General features: G+C 35.7%; 19 protein-coding genes and 1 other RNA gene. 4 read left to right on the forward strand and 16 right to left on the reverse strand.

The genetic code is table 11. The features are described from left to right. Positions 1-13 precede the first annotated feature (13 nt). The 6 genes from tatC to BV906_RS00350 form a co-directional block, all read right to left on the reverse strand. Positions 14-766 carry a twin-arginine translocase subunit TatC gene (gene tatC / locus BV906_RS00325; RefSeq protein ID WP_087971485.1) on the reverse strand — a complete coding sequence of 251 codons (753 nt, stop codon included), beginning with the start codon at positions 764-766 and terminating at the stop codon, positions 14-16. Positions 767-917: 151 nt separating this feature from the next. Continuing rightward, positions 918-1,091, reverse strand: coding sequence for a twin-arginine translocase TatA/TatE family subunit (locus tag BV906_RS00330; protein WP_087971486.1), 174 nt, complete (start codon positions 1,089-1,091; stop codon positions 918-920). A 19-nt stretch (positions 1,092-1,110) separates the two neighbouring features. After that, positions 1,111-1,326, reverse strand: coding sequence for a twin-arginine translocase TatA/TatE family subunit (locus BV906_RS00335; protein WP_087971487.1), 216 nt, complete (start codon positions 1,324-1,326; stop codon positions 1,111-1,113). A 108-nt stretch (positions 1,327-1,434) separates the two neighbouring features. Next, positions 1,435-1,926: a dihydrofolate reductase gene (locus BV906_RS00340; protein ID WP_087971488.1), complete on the reverse strand. Its 492-nt coding sequence runs from the start codon at positions 1,924-1,926 to the stop codon at positions 1,435-1,437. Positions 1,927-1,956: 30 nt separating this feature from the next. Continuing rightward, the gene (locus BV906_RS00345) at positions 1,957-2,913 is read right to left on the reverse strand and encodes a thymidylate synthase (protein WP_087971489.1); all 957 of its coding nucleotides are present in this window, start codon (positions 2,911-2,913) and stop codon (positions 1,957-1,959) included. Positions 2,914-3,032: 119 nt separating this feature from the next. Further along, entirely contained in the window at positions 3,033-3,620 is a 588-nt protein-coding gene (locus tag BV906_RS00350; protein ID WP_087971490.1) for an HD domain-containing protein, read from the reverse strand. 291 nt (positions 3,621-3,911) lie between these two features. On the opposite strand from BV906_RS00350, the gene BV906_RS00355 reads away from it, so the two are divergent. Beyond that, positions 3,912-4,112 carry a cold-shock protein gene (locus BV906_RS00355; protein WP_087971491.1) on the forward strand — a complete coding sequence of 67 codons (201 nt, stop codon included), beginning with the start codon at positions 3,912-3,914 and terminating at the stop codon, positions 4,110-4,112. A gap of 48 nt (positions 4,113-4,160) precedes the next feature. On the opposite strand, the gene BV906_RS00360 is transcribed toward BV906_RS00355, so the two are convergent. The 9 genes from BV906_RS00360 to BV906_RS00400 form a co-directional block, all read right to left on the reverse strand. After that, positions 4,161-4,700 (reverse strand): isoprenylcysteine carboxyl methyltransferase family protein, encoded by a 540-nt coding sequence (locus BV906_RS00360; protein ID WP_087971492.1) that lies wholly within the window; start codon positions 4,698-4,700, stop codon positions 4,161-4,163. Beyond that, positions 4,700-5,797 carry a type III polyketide synthase gene (locus tag BV906_RS00365; RefSeq protein ID WP_245843782.1) on the reverse strand — a complete coding sequence of 366 codons (1,098 nt, stop codon included), beginning with the start codon at positions 5,795-5,797 and terminating at the stop codon, positions 4,700-4,702. The genes BV906_RS00360 and BV906_RS00365 overlap by 1 nt, the downstream gene beginning before the upstream one ends. A gap of 106 nt (positions 5,798-5,903) precedes the next feature. Further along, entirely contained in the window at positions 5,904-7,403 is a 1,500-nt protein-coding gene (locus BV906_RS00370; RefSeq protein WP_087971494.1) for a carboxypeptidase M32, read from the reverse strand. A 2-nt stretch (positions 7,404-7,405) separates the two neighbouring features. Continuing rightward, positions 7,406-8,542: a THUMP domain-containing class I SAM-dependent RNA methyltransferase gene (locus BV906_RS00375; protein ID WP_087971495.1), complete on the reverse strand. Its 1,137-nt coding sequence runs from the start codon at positions 8,540-8,542 to the stop codon at positions 7,406-7,408. Positions 8,543-8,749: 207 nt separating this feature from the next. Then, an RNA gene (rnpB, locus tag BV906_RS00380) (RNase P RNA component class B) lies at positions 8,750-9,120 on the reverse strand. A 75-nt stretch (positions 9,121-9,195) separates the two neighbouring features. Continuing rightward, positions 9,196-9,504: a cell division regulator GpsB gene (gene gpsB, locus BV906_RS00385; protein ID WP_087971496.1), complete on the reverse strand. Its 309-nt coding sequence runs from the start codon at positions 9,502-9,504 to the stop codon at positions 9,196-9,198. A 240-nt stretch (positions 9,505-9,744) separates the two neighbouring features. Further along, positions 9,745-10,146: a cytidine deaminase gene (locus BV906_RS00390; protein ID WP_087971497.1), complete on the reverse strand. Its 402-nt coding sequence runs from the start codon at positions 10,144-10,146 to the stop codon at positions 9,745-9,747. A gap of 89 nt (positions 10,147-10,235) precedes the next feature. Then, positions 10,236-10,583, reverse strand: a complete 348-nt coding sequence (locus BV906_RS00395; RefSeq protein WP_087971498.1) for a DUF1798 family protein — start codon at positions 10,581-10,583, stop codon at positions 10,236-10,238. A gap of 85 nt (positions 10,584-10,668) precedes the next feature. Next, positions 10,669-10,875, reverse strand: coding sequence for a hypothetical protein (locus tag BV906_RS00400; RefSeq protein WP_087971499.1), 207 nt, complete (start codon positions 10,873-10,875; stop codon positions 10,669-10,671). Positions 10,876-11,036: 161 nt separating this feature from the next. Between BV906_RS00400 and BV906_RS19620 the strand changes: the two genes are divergently transcribed. Beyond that, entirely contained in the window at positions 11,037-11,147 is a 111-nt protein-coding gene (locus BV906_RS19620) for a spore protein (protein WP_217896376.1), read from the forward strand. A 145-nt stretch (positions 11,148-11,292) separates the two neighbouring features. On the opposite strand, the gene BV906_RS00405 is transcribed toward BV906_RS19620, so the two are convergent. After that, entirely contained in the window at positions 11,293-12,261 is a 969-nt protein-coding gene (locus BV906_RS00405; RefSeq protein WP_087971500.1) for a DUF2515 family protein, read from the reverse strand. Between the two features lie 118 nt (positions 12,262-12,379). On the opposite strand from BV906_RS00405, the gene recU reads away from it, so the two are divergent. Together recU and BV906_RS00415 are read left to right on the forward strand one after the other, a co-directional pair. After that, a complete protein-coding gene (recU, locus tag BV906_RS00410; protein WP_087971501.1) occupies positions 12,380-12,973 on the forward strand; it encodes a Holliday junction resolvase RecU in 594 nt (197 codons plus the stop codon). 20 nt (positions 12,974-12,993) lie between these two features. Next, positions 12,994-15,903 carry a penicillin-binding protein 1A gene (locus tag BV906_RS00415; protein WP_087971502.1) on the forward strand — a complete coding sequence of 970 codons (2,910 nt, stop codon included), beginning with the start codon at positions 12,994-12,996 and terminating at the stop codon, positions 15,901-15,903. Positions 15,904-15,920 lie beyond the last annotated feature (17 nt).

Here is a 15,920-nt window from a genome sequence, read left to right on the forward strand (position 1 = left end):
TTTATGATTTGTCTTATTCCATAAATTCTTCGTGTTTTTTTCGCTTTTTCCGGTAGACAATTTTAGATAATTGAACACTGATTTCAAATAGAATAACTAGCGGTACTGCTACAATGATTTGCAGAACAAAATCCGGTGGTGTGATCAGAACACCAATAACAATCAGTATAAAATAGGCGTATTTTCTATTTTTTATCATAAAGTCAGGAGTTAAAATTCCCAAACTCGTCAGAAACATTGCGATGATTGGTAATTCAAACAGAGCTGCAAATGGCATCGTTACCCTGAGCAGGAATTTAAAATACTTATCTACGGTAAACATAATGTTAAACATATCATCATTTAACGAAAGCAAGAAAGGCATAATTAATTTGATAAATACAACATAGCCAAATACTAGCCCTAGAATAAACAGTAGAAACAATGCTGGTATGTAAGCCAAAGATGATTTTCTTTCATGTGGTGTTAATCCTGGTTTTATAAATGCCCATATCTGATAAGCTAGAATCGGAATTGTTCCAATAATAGCTACAAGCCCAGCCATGGAAAAATAAATCCATATAATTTCAGTTGGACTAATTGCTGTCAATTCAAGGTCGATATCATTAACAAAAAACCAATAAATTTCTTTAACATAGATAAACCCTACAATAAAAAATATTACAAAGAAAACAGCTGTTACAACCAACCTATTTCTTAATTCAGATAGATGACCAACTAGGTTCATTTCCTTATCACTTTCAATTTGTTGCTGATCTTCAGACATTCGATAACACTCCCCTATAAATAGCACAAAAGAAGATGTAAGGAATAACCCTACACCTCCATTTTCATTCTAATTATTTTTATATATTTTTTTGAAGAAAGCTAAACATTTTCCTGCCTGATTTTTTTCAGGCTTAGCAAATGCCATGTTTTTATTGTTTATTTTTATCGTCCGCATCACTTGCAATATCGCGTGTAGCATTTTTGAATTCCCGTAAGGAACTTCCAAAGGCTTTACCGATTTCAGGCAATTTTGAAGGTCCAAAAACAATCAAAGCAACGATAAGAATAAGTATTAATCCGGGAATTCCAATGTTACTGAACATACTTTATCACTCCGAAAAGTTATTTATCTTCTGTTTTTTTATCACCTTGAACGATTGCTTTAACATCGTTAATTTCGGTTGTAGCATCTTCAGTTAAGCTACGTGTTGAGGCTTTGAACTCTCGTAACGTTTGCCCTGCTGCTTTACCAATCTCAGGTAGCTTTTTTGGCCCGAAAATAATTAATGCGAGCATTACAATTAAAATTAACCCTGGTACTCCTATATTAGCCAACATAAATACACCTTCTTCACAGTCTTAAATGAATGATATCATCCTTTTTAATTTAAGATGATACAAATATATAATACCATTAAACAAAATAATTTACTATGCTGGAGTTTTTTATTTTTTACGGTCATATTGTAAAAAATAATAGTCATAGGGATTCGTTTCATTCTTCTCCCCTTTTACTTTTGAAGTTAAATGCCATTCATCCTCAGAAAAATTTGGGAAATACGTATCTCCGCTAAATGATTCTTCAATTGACGTAATGTACATTCTGTCAGCTAGATGCATTACTTGATTAAAGATATTCCCGCCCCCGATAATAAAATATTCCTTTTCGGGATTCGTTTTATTCCATTCTATAATGGTTTCGAGATTATCAATTACTTTAACATTTTCTAGGATTTCCGTTTGGTTGCGTGTCAATACCACATTTTCACGATTTGGTAGTGCGCCGCCCATCGAATTGTATGTTTTTCTTCCCATGATAATCGTATTTCCTGTTGTCTTCTCTTTGAAAAAACGTAAATCTTTTGGCAAGTGCCAGGGCATGCCATTTTTTAAACCTATTACATAATTCTTATCCATTGCGACCAATAATGAAATCATGTTATTCCCTCCTGTCGAGTAACTATTTACCTAAACTGCGATTGGTGCTTTAATGCCTGGATGTGGGCGATAATCTAATATCTCAAAGTCAGTAAGTTCAAAATCAAAGATAGACGCTTTTTCCTTATTAATCTTAAGCTTTGGTAATGATCTTAAATCCCTTTTAAGCTGTGTTTGAACTTGCTCCATATGATTGGAATAAATATGGGCATCACCGAATGTATGAACAAACTCACCCACTTCCAAATTGCATTCATGGGCAATGAGATGGGTCAACAATGCATAGCTCGCAATGTTGAATGGTACTCCAAGAAAAATATCTGCACTGCGTTGGTATAGCTGACATGATAACTTCCCATCTGCAACATAAAATTGAAATAATGTGTGACATGGTGGAAGCGCCATATTAGGGATATCTTCTGGATTCCAAGCAGAAACAATATGTCTTCGTGAGTTCGGGTTATTCTGGATAGATGCGATTACTTCTTTTAGCTGGTCAATGGTTTCATTTTGTGAAGTTTTCCATCTGCGCCATTGTTTCCCGTATACCGAACCGAGGTCACCATATTCCTCTGCGAAGTTTTTATCCTGTAAGATTTTTACCTTAAAAATCTCCATCTGATCCTTATATAGTTCATTAAATTCTACATCCTGCTGACTTCGAATTCCAAAATTAGTCATATCAGGCCCAGTATAGTTATCACTCTTTATCCATTTTTCAAATGCCCACTCATTCCAAATATTATTATTATTTTCGAGTAGGTAACGGATATTGGTATCCCCCTTAATGAACCAAAGAAGTTCACTGGCAACTAAGCGGAATGGTACCTTCTTTGTAGTGAGTAACGGAAACCCTTCAGTCAAATCAAAACGGATTTGATGTCCAAAGACAGAATATGTACCCGTATTTGTTCGGTCTTCCTTTTTAAAACCTTTATCCAAAACATGCTGGCATAAATCCAGATATGCTTGTTCACCTTTTAGCATGGTATCTCTCCTTACTTATTTATGTACGTTACGTGAATGCATAAAGAATGATTTTAATATTTTATTATAACAGAAATTACATTTGAATCGAATTTATTGTACCATCTTCTCGTATAGAGTCAATTCCATTCCTTCCTAAATTGTTTTAAAAAATTTTCCATAAATTGATGGCGTTCAAAAGCAATATTTTTCGCCGTCTCGGTATGCATCAAGTCTTTCAATCTTAGTAACTTATCATGGAAATGCTGGATGGATGTGGATTTGTTGTCAGGATGATATATCATTTGCTGATCGGCTCCTCCGTATGCAAATGTCCTGGCAATCCCAATGGCCCCGATCGCATCCAATCTATCAGAATCCTGCACTATTTTTCCTTCCAATGTTTCTGGAATTCTACCTTTACTAAAAGAAACGCTGTGTATAATCATATCAATCGTATTTATTTGGCTATTTGTTATAAAAATTGATTCTAGAAAATGATGCATCTCTTCTATGGATTTATCTGGCTCACTGAAAAGTTTTTTGTCTCCAACATCATGTAGCCATGCAGCCACTTCACAAATAAATGGATCAGCATTTTCTTTAAGGGCAATCTGTTTTGCCATATTTGCTACTCGCTCCATATGAAAAAAATCATGACCTGTAACATCAGTATGGAATAATTGAAATATAAAATCCCTGATTTTAGCTAGTTGTTTATCCTTCATTGTAACATTTCTCCCTTTATGTTTCTCTAAATAGTATAACCACAGAGTAAATTAAAACAATAGTATATTCTGATTATATGGGTTCATTTTCTTGACCGTACATTATGAATAATATAATATTAATAGTAAGCAAAGAGGATGTACGGAATCATTTATGTCAGGGCAGCTTCTATAGAAGTGGATGCAATAGTGATCCTACTCTTCTATAGAAGCTGCCTTTTTTTAATGTTCTGTGCTGATTTTTTGTATTAACACGCGTTTTACGTGGAATTATTAGGAGGAAATGTAAACATGGAAAACGGAGTAGTAAAATGGTTTAACGCAGAAAAAGGTTATGGATTTATCCAAATGGACGAAGGTAATGATGTATTTGTACATTATTCTGCAATCCAGGAGGAAGGTTTTAAATCATTGGAAGAAGGACAAGAAGTTTCTTTCGAAGTTGTTGATGGCGAACGTGGACCACAGGCTGCAAATGTTGTAAAAAGATAAGTATCTCAATATATAAGTATAGCAGAAATTCTTTAGGGAAGGGACAGGTTATTTACCTGCCTCTTCCCTGTTTGTATTTGACCGAACTATATTTAACGCGCGTTCTTCTGCTGGTATTCGTATCATAAGTAATAATATATGAAGCAATGGGAATATCACCGCAGTTATAATTGCTCCAAAAAGTAACGGAATTACTAAAAGTTCAATACCGACGATAATATAGTTAGGATGCTTGATATACTTATATGGTCCCTTGTTTACCAACTGTACTCCAGGTAGAATAATTATTTTTGTATTCCAATATCTTCCCAGTGAAGAAATGCACCAGATTCTAACCAACTGTGTCAAAATAAAGATTGTGAGCAATGTATAATCAAGTGGAAGGGTTTTATTATCATTTAAAAACGTTTCAACTAGGATAGATATAAAAAAGGACGTATGCAGGATAATAAACCATTTATAATGTTCTACTTCCTTTTCAATAGCACCCCTATGCTTCATCCATTTTTCGTTGTTCCTAGCTATAAACAGTTCAATAACTCGCTGTAATATAATAATTACGAACAACACCCACATATAGACTGCCATTATTCATACCACTCCAGTAATAATAATTCAGAACTGAATCCTGGCCCGAGCGCAGACAAAATACTCTTTTCACCGGAAATAATATTTTGTTTCATCCACTCACGCAAAACATATAAAACAGTTGCAGAAGACATATTTCCATGATCAGATAGCACCTGATAAGATTGTTTCAACTTATCTTTTGAACATTGAAGAACTTCCTCCATTGCTTCCATCACTTTTCTGCCACCTGGATGTGAGATAAATGAATGAATATCTTTTTCAAAGAGATTTGTTTGTTCGAAAAAATTCATCACATGGTCTCGCCAGAATGAATCCACCAATGAAGGAATGTTCTTTTTAAAAACAACTTCAAAACCTAGATCATTAATTTCCCATCCCATTACATCCTCACTATCCCGCTTTAGAAATGAACTTGCAGTAATTACTTTTGGGGTGGAAGTTTTACTTAAGGAAAGATATGGTGAATTACTACCCATTGCTAGTGCTGCACTAACTCCATCTCCAAATAGAGCTGTACCAACCATATTACTCTTCTTGCTGTCCCCTTTTTGGAATGTTAAGCTGCAAAGCTCACAGCATATAATTAAGACAGTTTTATCTGGGTGGGCAGTCAACCAGTCATGTGCACGTGATAAGCCAATAGCACCACCAGCACATCCTAACCCCCATAATGGCATTCTGCTAATATCCTGTCTAAATGGTCTTGCATTCATAAGATGGACGTCCATGGATGGAGTTGCAATACCTGTACTTGAAACAAAAATAATCATATCAATTGCTTCGTAAGGCATTACATCATTTAGAAATTCCGGATTTCTTAAACAATCATCAATTGCAGCTAGTGAATACTTTTTAGCTTCTACCTGATAAAGATCATTTTTTTCTTTAAATGAATGTTCTTTTAAGAACCAGGATTGGTCAACAGCAAATTGGCGATTATTTACTGCTGCATGATCGAAAACAGGGAGTAATCGATTTATTTGCTTATCTGAGTATGAGAATATTTCCTTAACGATTCCTTTTATTTCTTCTTGTTCAATATTGAATTCTGGTATACCTAATCCAATGGAACAGATTGTGGTCAATAATATCACCTTTATGGAAAATTATTTTCCCCCTGGCTAATAATGTTCAAGTACTGCTTTTCAGCTACATTGATTCGACCTACAAGACCCAATTTCGGACCCTTCCTGAACAATATTATAAATTATATATATCTGTATATTTTGCAGTTAAATAATTGATAAGATACTCTGGATTTAATGGCTCATTTGTAACATCTTTAATGATTTCCAACGGTTTTTTCGTTTTCCCGTACTGATGGATGTTTTCCGTCAGCCACAGACCTACTTTTTTAAAATTTCCAGCGGCAATCAATTCTCCTATATTCATTTTCTTTGATAAAGCATGATTAAATTGTGCGGCATACATATAGCCGAGTGCATAGGAAGGGAAATAGCCAAAATCTCCTCCTGCCCAGTGGATATCCTGTAGCACGCCTTCACGATTTGTCGGTGGTTCAATTCCTAAATAATCCATCATCAATTCATTCCATAAATGCGGTAAATCTTTTACTTCTATTTCACTGTTAATTAATGCCTTTTCCAACTCATAACGAATCATAATATGTAGCGGATAGGTTAATTCGTCTGCTTCAATTCGGATTAAGGAAGGTTTAACCTCATTTACTGCACGATAAAAGTCTTGATTGTTAATTGTTTGAAAATGAGGTGGAGCAAAAGATTTGAACAGCTCAAAATGGTTACTCCAGAAATCTTTACTTCTTCCTATAAAGTTTTCCCAAAATAAGGATTGTGATTCATGTATCCCCATTGATGTTCCCGTTGCCAATGGTGTATTCGCAAGTTTTTCATTAATATTTTGCTCATATAATGCATGTCCACCTTCATGAATCGTCCCGAACACAGCCATACGGAAATCTTCTTCATCATATCGCGTAGTAATCCTTACATCATTTAAATTTAAACTAATAGCGAAAGGGTGAATGGTTTCGTCAACACGTCCCGACTCGAAATCATAGCCCATTTGTTTTAAAACTTCGACTGTAAAAGCTTTTTGATCCTGCTTTGGAAAATGAGCCTTTAATAAATCGGAATTTGGCTTTGTATGACTGTTATTGATTCTATCAACTAGTTCACTCAGTGAGTTTCTCAATTTCGGGAATACATCATCTAACGTTTTTGTCGTCATACCAGGCTCATAGGTATGAAGCAATGCATCATATATATTGTCTTCATACCCCCAGTATTCAGCAAATCTTTTATTATACCCCACTAAATCCTCGAGATAAGGCTGAAACATGGAGAAATCATCTTTCTCTCGTGCTTCCTGCCAGATAGCTTCAGATTTGGACTGCAGCATAACATATTCTTTGTATTCGTTAGTTGGTATTTTACGGTTTCTTTCGTAGTTTTCTTCACATTCTTCAACAATCATCTGGATAATCTGATCATTTGTTTGATTTTTTAATACATCAATAAAGTACTTCATTTCTTTTGACGTTTCCAATTGATGTTGTTTATTTGCAAGAAATCCAATTACCTGTGATCTTTGTTCAACAGCTTTTCTTGGTATTTTTGTACGCATATCCCATTGTGTGAGTGTAAGTGTCTCGCGATAAGCATTAAGTTCATTTAATAAGGTTTTAAATTCTTTCTCAGTCAAATATGTGCTATCCAAGTTTATTCCTCCTTGGTTTTTTTTCCGAAGTACTGAAAATAATTCGTTTCGATAAACCCATTAAATAATTTACGCTTCTTTGTAGCTTGTTGACCATATTGTGTCTCGAAAGCTTCGAAGGCTGTAATGATATAGACACTCCATGAAGGATGATCTTTCATAACGCTGCCTAACTCACTATACATTTTTGCTACCATATCTTTATCACCTATACGCTGACCGTATGGTGGATTACTTACCACATAACCATTATCTTCTCGAATAAATAAGTCACTTACTTGCATTTGCTTCCAAGAAATAAGGTCACCAAGTCCCGCTTCCATTGCATTGTCCGTAGCTATTTCAATCATTTTATGGTCGATATCCGAACCGGTAATATCAAGCTTTTGATCATAGTTTGCCAAATCTTCCGCTTCCTGAAATGCTTCGTCCCATAATTTTCTTTTAATAAATGTCCAGTCCTCTGAAGCAAAATCACGGTTGAAGCCTGGCGCAATGTTTTGTCCAATCAATGCCGCTTCAATTGCTAATGTTCCAGAGCCACAGAACGGGTCTACAAATGGGTATTCGGCTTTCCAATTTGTAAGCATAACAAGTGCCGCGGCCATTGTTTCCTTTAAAGGTGCTTCTCCCTGCCCGACACGGTAACCTCTTTTATGAAGTCCTGCCCCTGACGTATCCAATGTTAATGTCACGACATCTTTAAGCAATGCTACTTCCGTTTTATATAGTCCTCCCGTTTCAGGCATCTTCGTGGCAAGGCCATATTTTAATTTCAAACGTTCCGCAATTGCTTTTTTAACAATCGCCTGACAATCAGAAACACTGAATAACTTTGATTTTATGGACTTACCAGAGACGGGGAATTGACCATCTTCAGAAATATATTCTTCCCATGGTAATGCTTTGGTGGCTTCAAAAAGCTCATCAAATGTCAAAGCCTTGAATTGCCCGACAACGACTTTGATTCGATCTGCTGCTCGAAGCCAAAGATTGCACCTCGGAATTGCTGATACTGGTGCTTCAAAAATAACCTTTCCATTGTCTACCGTTACCTCATATCCTAATGATTTAACCTCTTGTGCAACAACTGATTCCAAACCCATCGCAGTAGTTGCTATTAATGTTACTTTACGCATTGAATTATTCCCTTCGAATTAAAATTAGTTTCAGTTTACCATATTACATTGTGCAATCAAAAGATGAACTGCTAAATTAAAGATGTGGTTCCGTCCGCCATATTTGTAGTATTCTTTAATACCGTAGTGAATAAACAAAAAAACCTTTTCATCTGTCATCATTGACAATGAAAAGGTTTCAAAATTAATATGTATGACCATTAAATACTCGATAAGCCATGTTCTGTACCATTGTACTGCAAACGGTGGTCAGCCTCGTACTCCGGTTGTAATCATCTATCTACAAGCAAAACTTGTCCCTTGTTCGGTTGAATTCCCTACTAAAGGATGCCCCTACCATTATTTGGGTTGCTCACTCGTGGGGTTTACCCGTTCCACCTGAAATGTTTCCATCTCAGTTACGTCACTGTGGCACTTTCAAGAATAATTCCATATCAAAAAGACTTAGGAATGTCTTCTGCCGTTAGCAATTAAGCTACCTTGACTTATGAATTCATCAAGCACGAACACTACAGACATCTCAGTCTGTGTGAGCATGGACTTTCCTCTGCAAATACATGCAGCGATTACACAAGCATTTAATTAATGTTCTTTCATATTAACATGATTACAGCATTTTATCAATCGATGTTAAAAATTACCAAAAATTAGATTTATTCAGCTGAGTCAGCGAACTTTTTACCGAAAACAGCTTTTTCTAAATTGGACAGACGCTTTAATACATCATAATTAACCTGTGTATTCGGTTGTGGTGCCCTTGTTCTTGGCTGTTCTACAGTAGTTTTCCTCAGCTTTTCATTTTCTGCCTGTAACCGTTCCACTTCCTGCTTAAACAAGTCATAGTCCTGAATGATGACATCCAGAAATTCATCAACCTCTTCTTGATTGTATCCTCTCATTGCTGTTTTAAAATCTTTTTCCAGAATATCTTTTCCACTTAGTTGAACGCGGTTTATACTCATCTCATCACCTCATCATTTTCACATATACGATGTAAAATGTAATTTTCTAATGGTCACTTTCATTTCTAAGTTTATTAATTAAATAAAAATTAAATACCAATTATTATTTATTATACCATAAAAAAGGAAACTGATTGCCAGTCTCCTGTGTAATATTAAACTTTCTTTTCATAAAGGAAAGTTCTAATACATCATGTATCTACATAAGAAGGACGATTCTTAATTTTCTACCAGTAAGAATTAATTTCCTAGCAAATCATCTATATCAAATGAAAAAGGTAGTAATTCTTCCATTGTAAATGATTTTGTTTCTTTATTAAGATTGGTCAAATGAATGTACATTGTTTTTGAGAAAAATTCGCTCATTACTTGGCGGCAAGATCCACATGGAGGTACTGGTCTTGAAGAATCTGCTGCTACTGCTAGTTCCTGAAATTTCGTTTCCCCTTCAGAAATAGCTTTAAAAATAGCAACACGTTCTGCACAGCAACTAACAGGGTATGCGGCATTTTCAATATTACATCCTGTATAAACTTTTCCTGATTTGGTTAATAACGCTGCACCAACCTTAAACTTTGAATATGGGGCATATGCATTATCCATGATATTAATTGCTTCTTCGATTAATTGATCCGAGTTCATTTGTCTTTCCCACCCTTTATGAGTTTGTGCAGGTAATTATAAGAGAAATAAGAATTGTTGTAAAGCACGATAAACAGTACTTTGATCTTTTAAATATCTTCTAAAAGCAAGTCAAAGACATATAAAATGGAATTATGTAATTCCATATAACGCTTCCTTCGGGTATCCACATAATAGCTGTGCATTAACACTAATTCCATATTCTCCTTTGTGGAAGTTATTTGCTGTGGATGTACTTTGGCCTTTCTTTCTTTAACGACTTTTAAGGCTGCTTCCTCCCATTCATCTAAAAGTTGATAAACCGGTGTTGTTTCTTCTTTGACTTTTAAAAAGAAATCCCTATCTTTTATATTTTCAGGGGGGGTATTTTTTTCAAATATATCCTTCAAACGGGATAGGTGATTTTTTAATAAGTTTATTTGCTTGCTTAGTTCCATCTATAATTGCCACCTTTATAAAGAGAGTAAAACATACAACCTACTTTATCATTATTCTCTTTTAAAGGCATCTATACTGATCGAATCATCGTATTATCTTTTCGATTGCATCTTTCGTGTGTTCGATTTGATGAATCACATTTTGATAACGCAACCATACTTCTCTATCTGCATTCACTTTGACTTTTTGTTCGATTAACAGTAGTTGTTCCGTCATTTCTTGTAAGATTAATTGTGCTTCGTCTTTGCTGGAACCGTTCTTTTCTATTGTTTTTCTTAGGACTGCTGTCATGATCATCAACCCCTACTTATTATTTGTTGTATAAGTATTTCGCCACCTTAACATGACACTCCTCCCCCTTCGACAAAACTAGAAGTAAATGTACAAAACTAGTGGAAACACTCATCTTTTGGGCGAAATAAGACAAACTAAAAGAAAGGAGGTGTTTTTAATTGAAACAGTCAAAAAAAGAACGACAACAACCTAGTACAACAGACCGCAAAGCAAAGTCTCTAAAAACCGGTGATAAAAAATTAAATGGTCCAAACCGTCCATCCACATAAAATAAAGATAACACGTGGAGCATTTCGAGTTAACTGATTACGGAACTATTGCAGCTTCAGCGCTGGAGCTGTATGTGGCTTACACAGTCCGAAAACCTCATAAGAAGAAAATTATGATTTCTATAGCAAAAAGGATTTGTACTATTTACTGGTACAAATCCTTTTTATATATCTTTTTAATGTGATAGTAAGCGAATAAAATTTTCCTTTTTATATAAAAAGATTTACCGATTTCTAATTTGGATGATAGGTTAGGCTTTTTTAGCCATTTTGTTTCTATACCCCCTGCTTTGTACCAGTCTTCTCGAATAATATCCTGGTGGGTAATAACTGGATATAAAACTCTTAACATAGAGCTTTTGGTTAGATTTATATTTAAAAATTGTTCATATTCTTGACGTGATCCAGTTGGTTCAATGGAAATCAGAAAATCAATCAGTTCATTATAAATGGTGGGTATTTCGATTAATGCAGCTATTTTTTGACCTATTTTTATCCTGTTGTCAATGTTTGTGAAACCATGTACAAAAAATCCGTGTAACTTCCCTTTGCGATTTGGTAATAAAACAGCGTTCATTAATAGAAAGTTTTGCATTAAATATGGAAAAGATCTAAATACTTGAGCCTTAAAAAAAGGCTGCTCAATGACAGGTGATTGAATTAGATTCTGTTCGTTGATAATTAACGCATTTAGAAGTCTTTCTTTATCATTTGATTTCCAGAAATAATTCCATTCATCAATCATAAAGGTGGAAACATTGAATTCATATAGTAAATGAAACAATGGTTGATTGAATTCTTTAGAAAAGCTGTATATCAGTAATTGTGGAAAGGCATCAGAAAAGATTAACCAGTTTGCCCTTTCGTACGTCATAAACAAGCGACGAAGTTCTTTGTCACTTAATAATCCTTGAAATGGCGGTAAAGATAAATCCGTCATGTTCCAGCCTGCATTTCTGGACACAACACTGGCAACTAATGCCCATTTCATTTCAGGATATTGGAAATAGAAATTTTGATATGCAAGAGTTCTTGAGATATTGTCTAAATTATGTGATGTAGTCAAATTTGTTATATAATGTAAGAAGGATTGTTGGTTATGAGTCTTAGTCATATACTTGACACATTCTTTCTTTTCAGAATTATGGGGTATACAACAATTGTACAGTTAAGAGTTATCATTTACCTTTTTTTCTGATATCATACTGTATTAAGCTGGGAGGGAAAAACTTTTGAACTATCCAAGTGGACAAAGAAAGACTTTGCCGGTCCGAAAGACATCATCAGAACAAGGAAATAATATATTCAGTAATCGAGGAATGACTCTAGAGAAAGATATAAATATAACGAATCAATTTTATCTGGATACAGCAAAAGCTGTTATTCATAAAAAGCCTACCCCTGTTCAAATTGTTAATGTGAACTATCCAAAGCGTAGTGCTGCGGTTATTACAGAGGCATATTTCAAACAGGCTTCCACAACAGATTATAATGGTTTATATCGAGGTAAGTATATTGACTTTGAGGCAAAGGAAACTAAGAATAAAACGATTTTTCCACTTGCAAATATTCATGAACATCAGATTGATCATATGAAAGCAATTATTGGTCATGGTGGCGTTTGTTTTATGATTATTCGATTTGCCGCTTTTGATGAAACATATTTCATGGAAGCAGTGAAACTATTTTCTTATTGGGACGACAAATTAAAGGGAGGGAAAAAATCCATCTCTTATAAACAAGTACAACAGGACAGTTATTTAATACCCTTTCAGTATCAGACAAGGGTCGATTATTTATCTATTATAGATAAGCTTTATTTTTAGAAGACGGAGGTATACAACTAATGGCAGAAAACAGCCAGAGTCGATCAGCTAGACGTAGACAGAAAAAGTCCAAAAAGAATAAAAATAAACCGATATGGAAAAAAGTTCTATTAACAGCTCTTATTATTATTCTAGCACTAGGAATTGGAGCAATCGCTATGGGTGCGTATTGGGTAACGACAGCACCCGAACTTGATGAATCACAGCTATCTGTTCCCTTCTCCTCCACTTTATACGATAAAAATGGAGAAGAATTCGCGAACCTAAGCGAAGAGGCACAACGTGAGAAGGTTACCTATGAAGATTTGCCACAAGTTTTAATTGATGCCGTCACTGCTACAGAGGATGCAAGATTTTTTGAACATCCCGGTATTGATGTACGTAGAATAGGCGGTGCTGTACTCGCAAACATTACCGACGGATTTGGGTCGCAGGGCGCGAGTACAATAACCCAGCAAGTTGTTGAAAGAGCTTTTCTTTCACATGATAAAAAAATCAGTTTAAAAGTTCAAGAAATGTGGCTTGCATTACAGTTGGAAAGAGAATATTCCAAAGAAGAGATCCTTGAAATGTACTTAAATGGTATCTTCTATGGAAGTAATTCATCAGGGGTTGCCAAGGCTGCAGAAAACTATTTTGGGAAAGAGGATTTAAACGATTTAACATTGCCAGAGGCCGCTATTCTTGCAGGTTTACCACAGCGACCTACCGCATATAATCCGTTTCAAAATCCTGACTTAACAAAAGAAAGAATGAATACAGTATTAACATTAATGGTAAGACATGGAAAAGTTACACAAGCTGAGGCTGATGAAGCGAGAGAAGTGGATATCCCTTCCCTGCTTGTTGAATCACGTCCGGACTCATCAGCATATGAGGCATTCATTCAGCAGGTTGAAAAAGAAGTAAATGAAAAAATGGATGGAATTGATATCAATACAGATGGATTAAAGGTTTATACAACATTGGATCCAAGTGTACAGGAACATGTGGAATTCTTACTTACAGACAGTGATGAAAACCCTATTAAATATCCGGATAATACCCAAGCTGCCATGACGGTTTTAGATACTAAAACTGGAGCAATTCAGGCCATTGGTGGCAGCAGAAATAATGAAGGTGATTATGGCTTTAACTATGCCATTGAAGGTGGTTCACAGTTAGGTTCAACAGCGAAACCAATTATGTCTTATGGACCTGCCATTGAATATAATCAAATATCTACGTATCATCAAATTAATGATGATGCACCATATATAATTCCCGGAACAAATCATCCGATTCGCAACTGGAATCGTTCAAGTGGAGGATGGATGAGCGCAAGACATGCCTTAAGTCAATCACTTAACGTACCAACTATTAAGTTAATGGAGGAAGTTGGTATCGGAAAGGCCCAAGAGTTTGCGGAAAACCTTGGAATAAACTTTCACAATGATCAAATGGCCCTTACAGATGTTATCGGTGGAGCGGGAACCAATGTTACACCACTTCAATTGGCAGGAGCGTACCGCGCTTTTGGTAATGAAGGTATCTATAATGAACCATACGCAGTTACAAAAGTGGAATTCCCTGACGGCGAAGTTGTTGACTTAACACCAGAAGCCGAAGCGGTTATGTCCGATTACACGGCATATATGGTCACAGACATGATGAAATCGGTTGTTACAGAAGGTACTGGTACAGGAGCCAATATTCCAGGTATTCCGATTGCCGGTAAGACAGGTACTACTAACTTGCAGGATGTAGAGGGAAGTCCGGATGCATGGTTTGGCGGATATTCTACTAACTATACGATAGCCGCCTGGACAGGTGGTTATACTGTAGATGAGGAAGGTAAAACAAAACGTGTCCCTCTTGAAGATACTAATATTTCAAAGGCATTATTCAAGAACACAATGGAAACTATCTCAGAAGGAAAAGAAATAACTGATTTCAAAAAGCCAAGTTCTGTTATCGAAGTAAGTGTGGAAAAAGGCTCGAATCCACCTGCACTACCAAGCAAACATACACCGTCATCACAGATTGTTACAGAGTTGTTTGTAAAAGGAACAGAACCAACGAAAACATCTAAAAAGTTTGATGCTCTTGATCCAGTTTCTGATTTGAACGCTTCTTACAATGAAGAATCAAATTCAGTACAGATTAAGTGGAATTATGGTTCAGATGAAAATGTATCATTTAATGTCAGTGCCAGTGTTGATGGTGGACAAATGCAAAATCTCTCATCAACAGAGGAAACTCAGGTGGAGATTTCTGAAGTTGAACCTGGTGCAGTTTATGAGATACAGGTTGTTGCAACAAGCGGATCAATGACAAGTGATCCTGCGAACACATCGTTAACAATACCTGGTGGTGAAGAGGAAGAAACAGTACCATCAGTAAGCGGCTTAACTGCACAGTATATTGCAGCAGATTCTTTAATCGATATATCGTGGACCTACGATGGTCCAGATGCTACCTTTGAAGTATCTGTTAATGGACAAACACAAACAGTAGAGTCACAAGGTTTGGAAGTAAGTGGAGCAACACCTGGTGAGACATACACAATTGAAGTCACTCCGATTGGTCAGGATGATGTAAGAGGATCATCACAAAGTACTACTGTTGATGTACCGGCTGAAGAAGAGCCAAATGAAGATAATGAGAATAATGGTAATGAAGAAAATGGTAACAATGAGGAACAAAAACAAAACCAAAACCAAAACCAAAATGAAAATGAAAATGAAAATGAAAATGAAAATAACGGCAACAATGGCAACAACGGCAATAATGGTAATGGTGGAAACAATGGCGACAACGGCAATTCAAACGGTCAAGAAGAACCGGATGAGGAAGCTCCACCTGTAGAAGAACCAGCCACAGAAGAACCAGTTGAAGATGAAGAAGAACAATCCACTGAAGAAAATCCAGAAGACACTCCAGAGGAATAAAAAAGAGAGAGGTGAAC

Source organism: Oceanobacillus rekensis (assembly GCF_002153375.1).
In the GTDB taxonomy this organism is placed as follows: domain Bacteria; phylum Bacillota; class Bacilli; order Bacillales; family Amphibacillaceae; genus Oceanobacillus; species Oceanobacillus rekensis.

What these genes read in the sequence shown, in the direction of transcription:
- BV906_RS00395 (WP_087971498.1), bottom strand. Translation starts at nt 10,583, where the DNA reads ATGGAACTAAGCAAGCAAATAAACTTATTAAAAAATCACCTATCCCGT.
- BV906_RS00330 (WP_087971486.1), bottom strand. Translation starts at nt 1,091, where the DNA reads ATGTTCAGTAACATTGGAATTCCCGGATTAATACTTATTCTTATCGTT.
- BV906_RS00375 (WP_087971495.1), bottom strand. Translation starts at nt 8,542, where the DNA reads ATGCGTAAAGTAACATTAATAGCAACTACTGCGATGGGTTTGGAATCA.
- BV906_RS00415 (WP_087971502.1), top strand. Translation starts at nt 12,994, where the DNA reads ATGGCAGAAAACAGCCAGAGTCGATCAGCTAGACGTAGACAGAAAAAG.
- BV906_RS00340 (WP_087971488.1), bottom strand. Translation starts at nt 1,926, where the DNA reads ATGATTTCATTATTGGTCGCAATGGATAAGAATTATGTAATAGGTTTA.
- BV906_RS00355 (WP_087971491.1), top strand. Translation starts at nt 3,912, where the DNA reads ATGGAAAACGGAGTAGTAAAATGGTTTAACGCAGAAAAAGGTTATGGA.
- tatC (WP_087971485.1), bottom strand. Translation starts at nt 766, where the DNA reads ATGTCTGAAGATCAGCAACAAATTGAAAGTGATAAGGAAATGAACCTA.
- BV906_RS00405 (WP_087971500.1), bottom strand. Translation starts at nt 12,261, where the DNA reads ATGACTAAGACTCATAACCAACAATCCTTCTTACATTATATAACAAAT.
- gpsB (WP_087971496.1), bottom strand. Translation starts at nt 9,504, where the DNA reads ATGAGTATAAACCGCGTTCAACTAAGTGGAAAAGATATTCTGGAAAAA.
- BV906_RS00360 (WP_087971492.1), bottom strand. Translation starts at nt 4,700, where the DNA reads ATGGCAGTCTATATGTGGGTGTTGTTCGTAATTATTATATTACAGCGA.
- BV906_RS00335 (WP_087971487.1), bottom strand. Translation starts at nt 1,326, where the DNA reads ATGTTGGCTAATATAGGAGTACCAGGGTTAATTTTAATTGTAATGCTC.
- BV906_RS00400 (WP_087971499.1), bottom strand. Translation starts at nt 10,875, where the DNA reads ATGACAGCAGTCCTAAGAAAAACAATAGAAAAGAACGGTTCCAGCAAA.
- BV906_RS00350 (WP_087971490.1), bottom strand. Translation starts at nt 3,620, where the DNA reads ATGAAGGATAAACAACTAGCTAAAATCAGGGATTTTATATTTCAATTA.
- BV906_RS00345 (WP_087971489.1), bottom strand. Translation starts at nt 2,913, where the DNA reads ATGCTAAAAGGTGAACAAGCATATCTGGATTTATGCCAGCATGTTTTG.
- BV906_RS00390 (WP_087971497.1), bottom strand. Translation starts at nt 10,146, where the DNA reads ATGAACTCGGATCAATTAATCGAAGAAGCAATTAATATCATGGATAAT.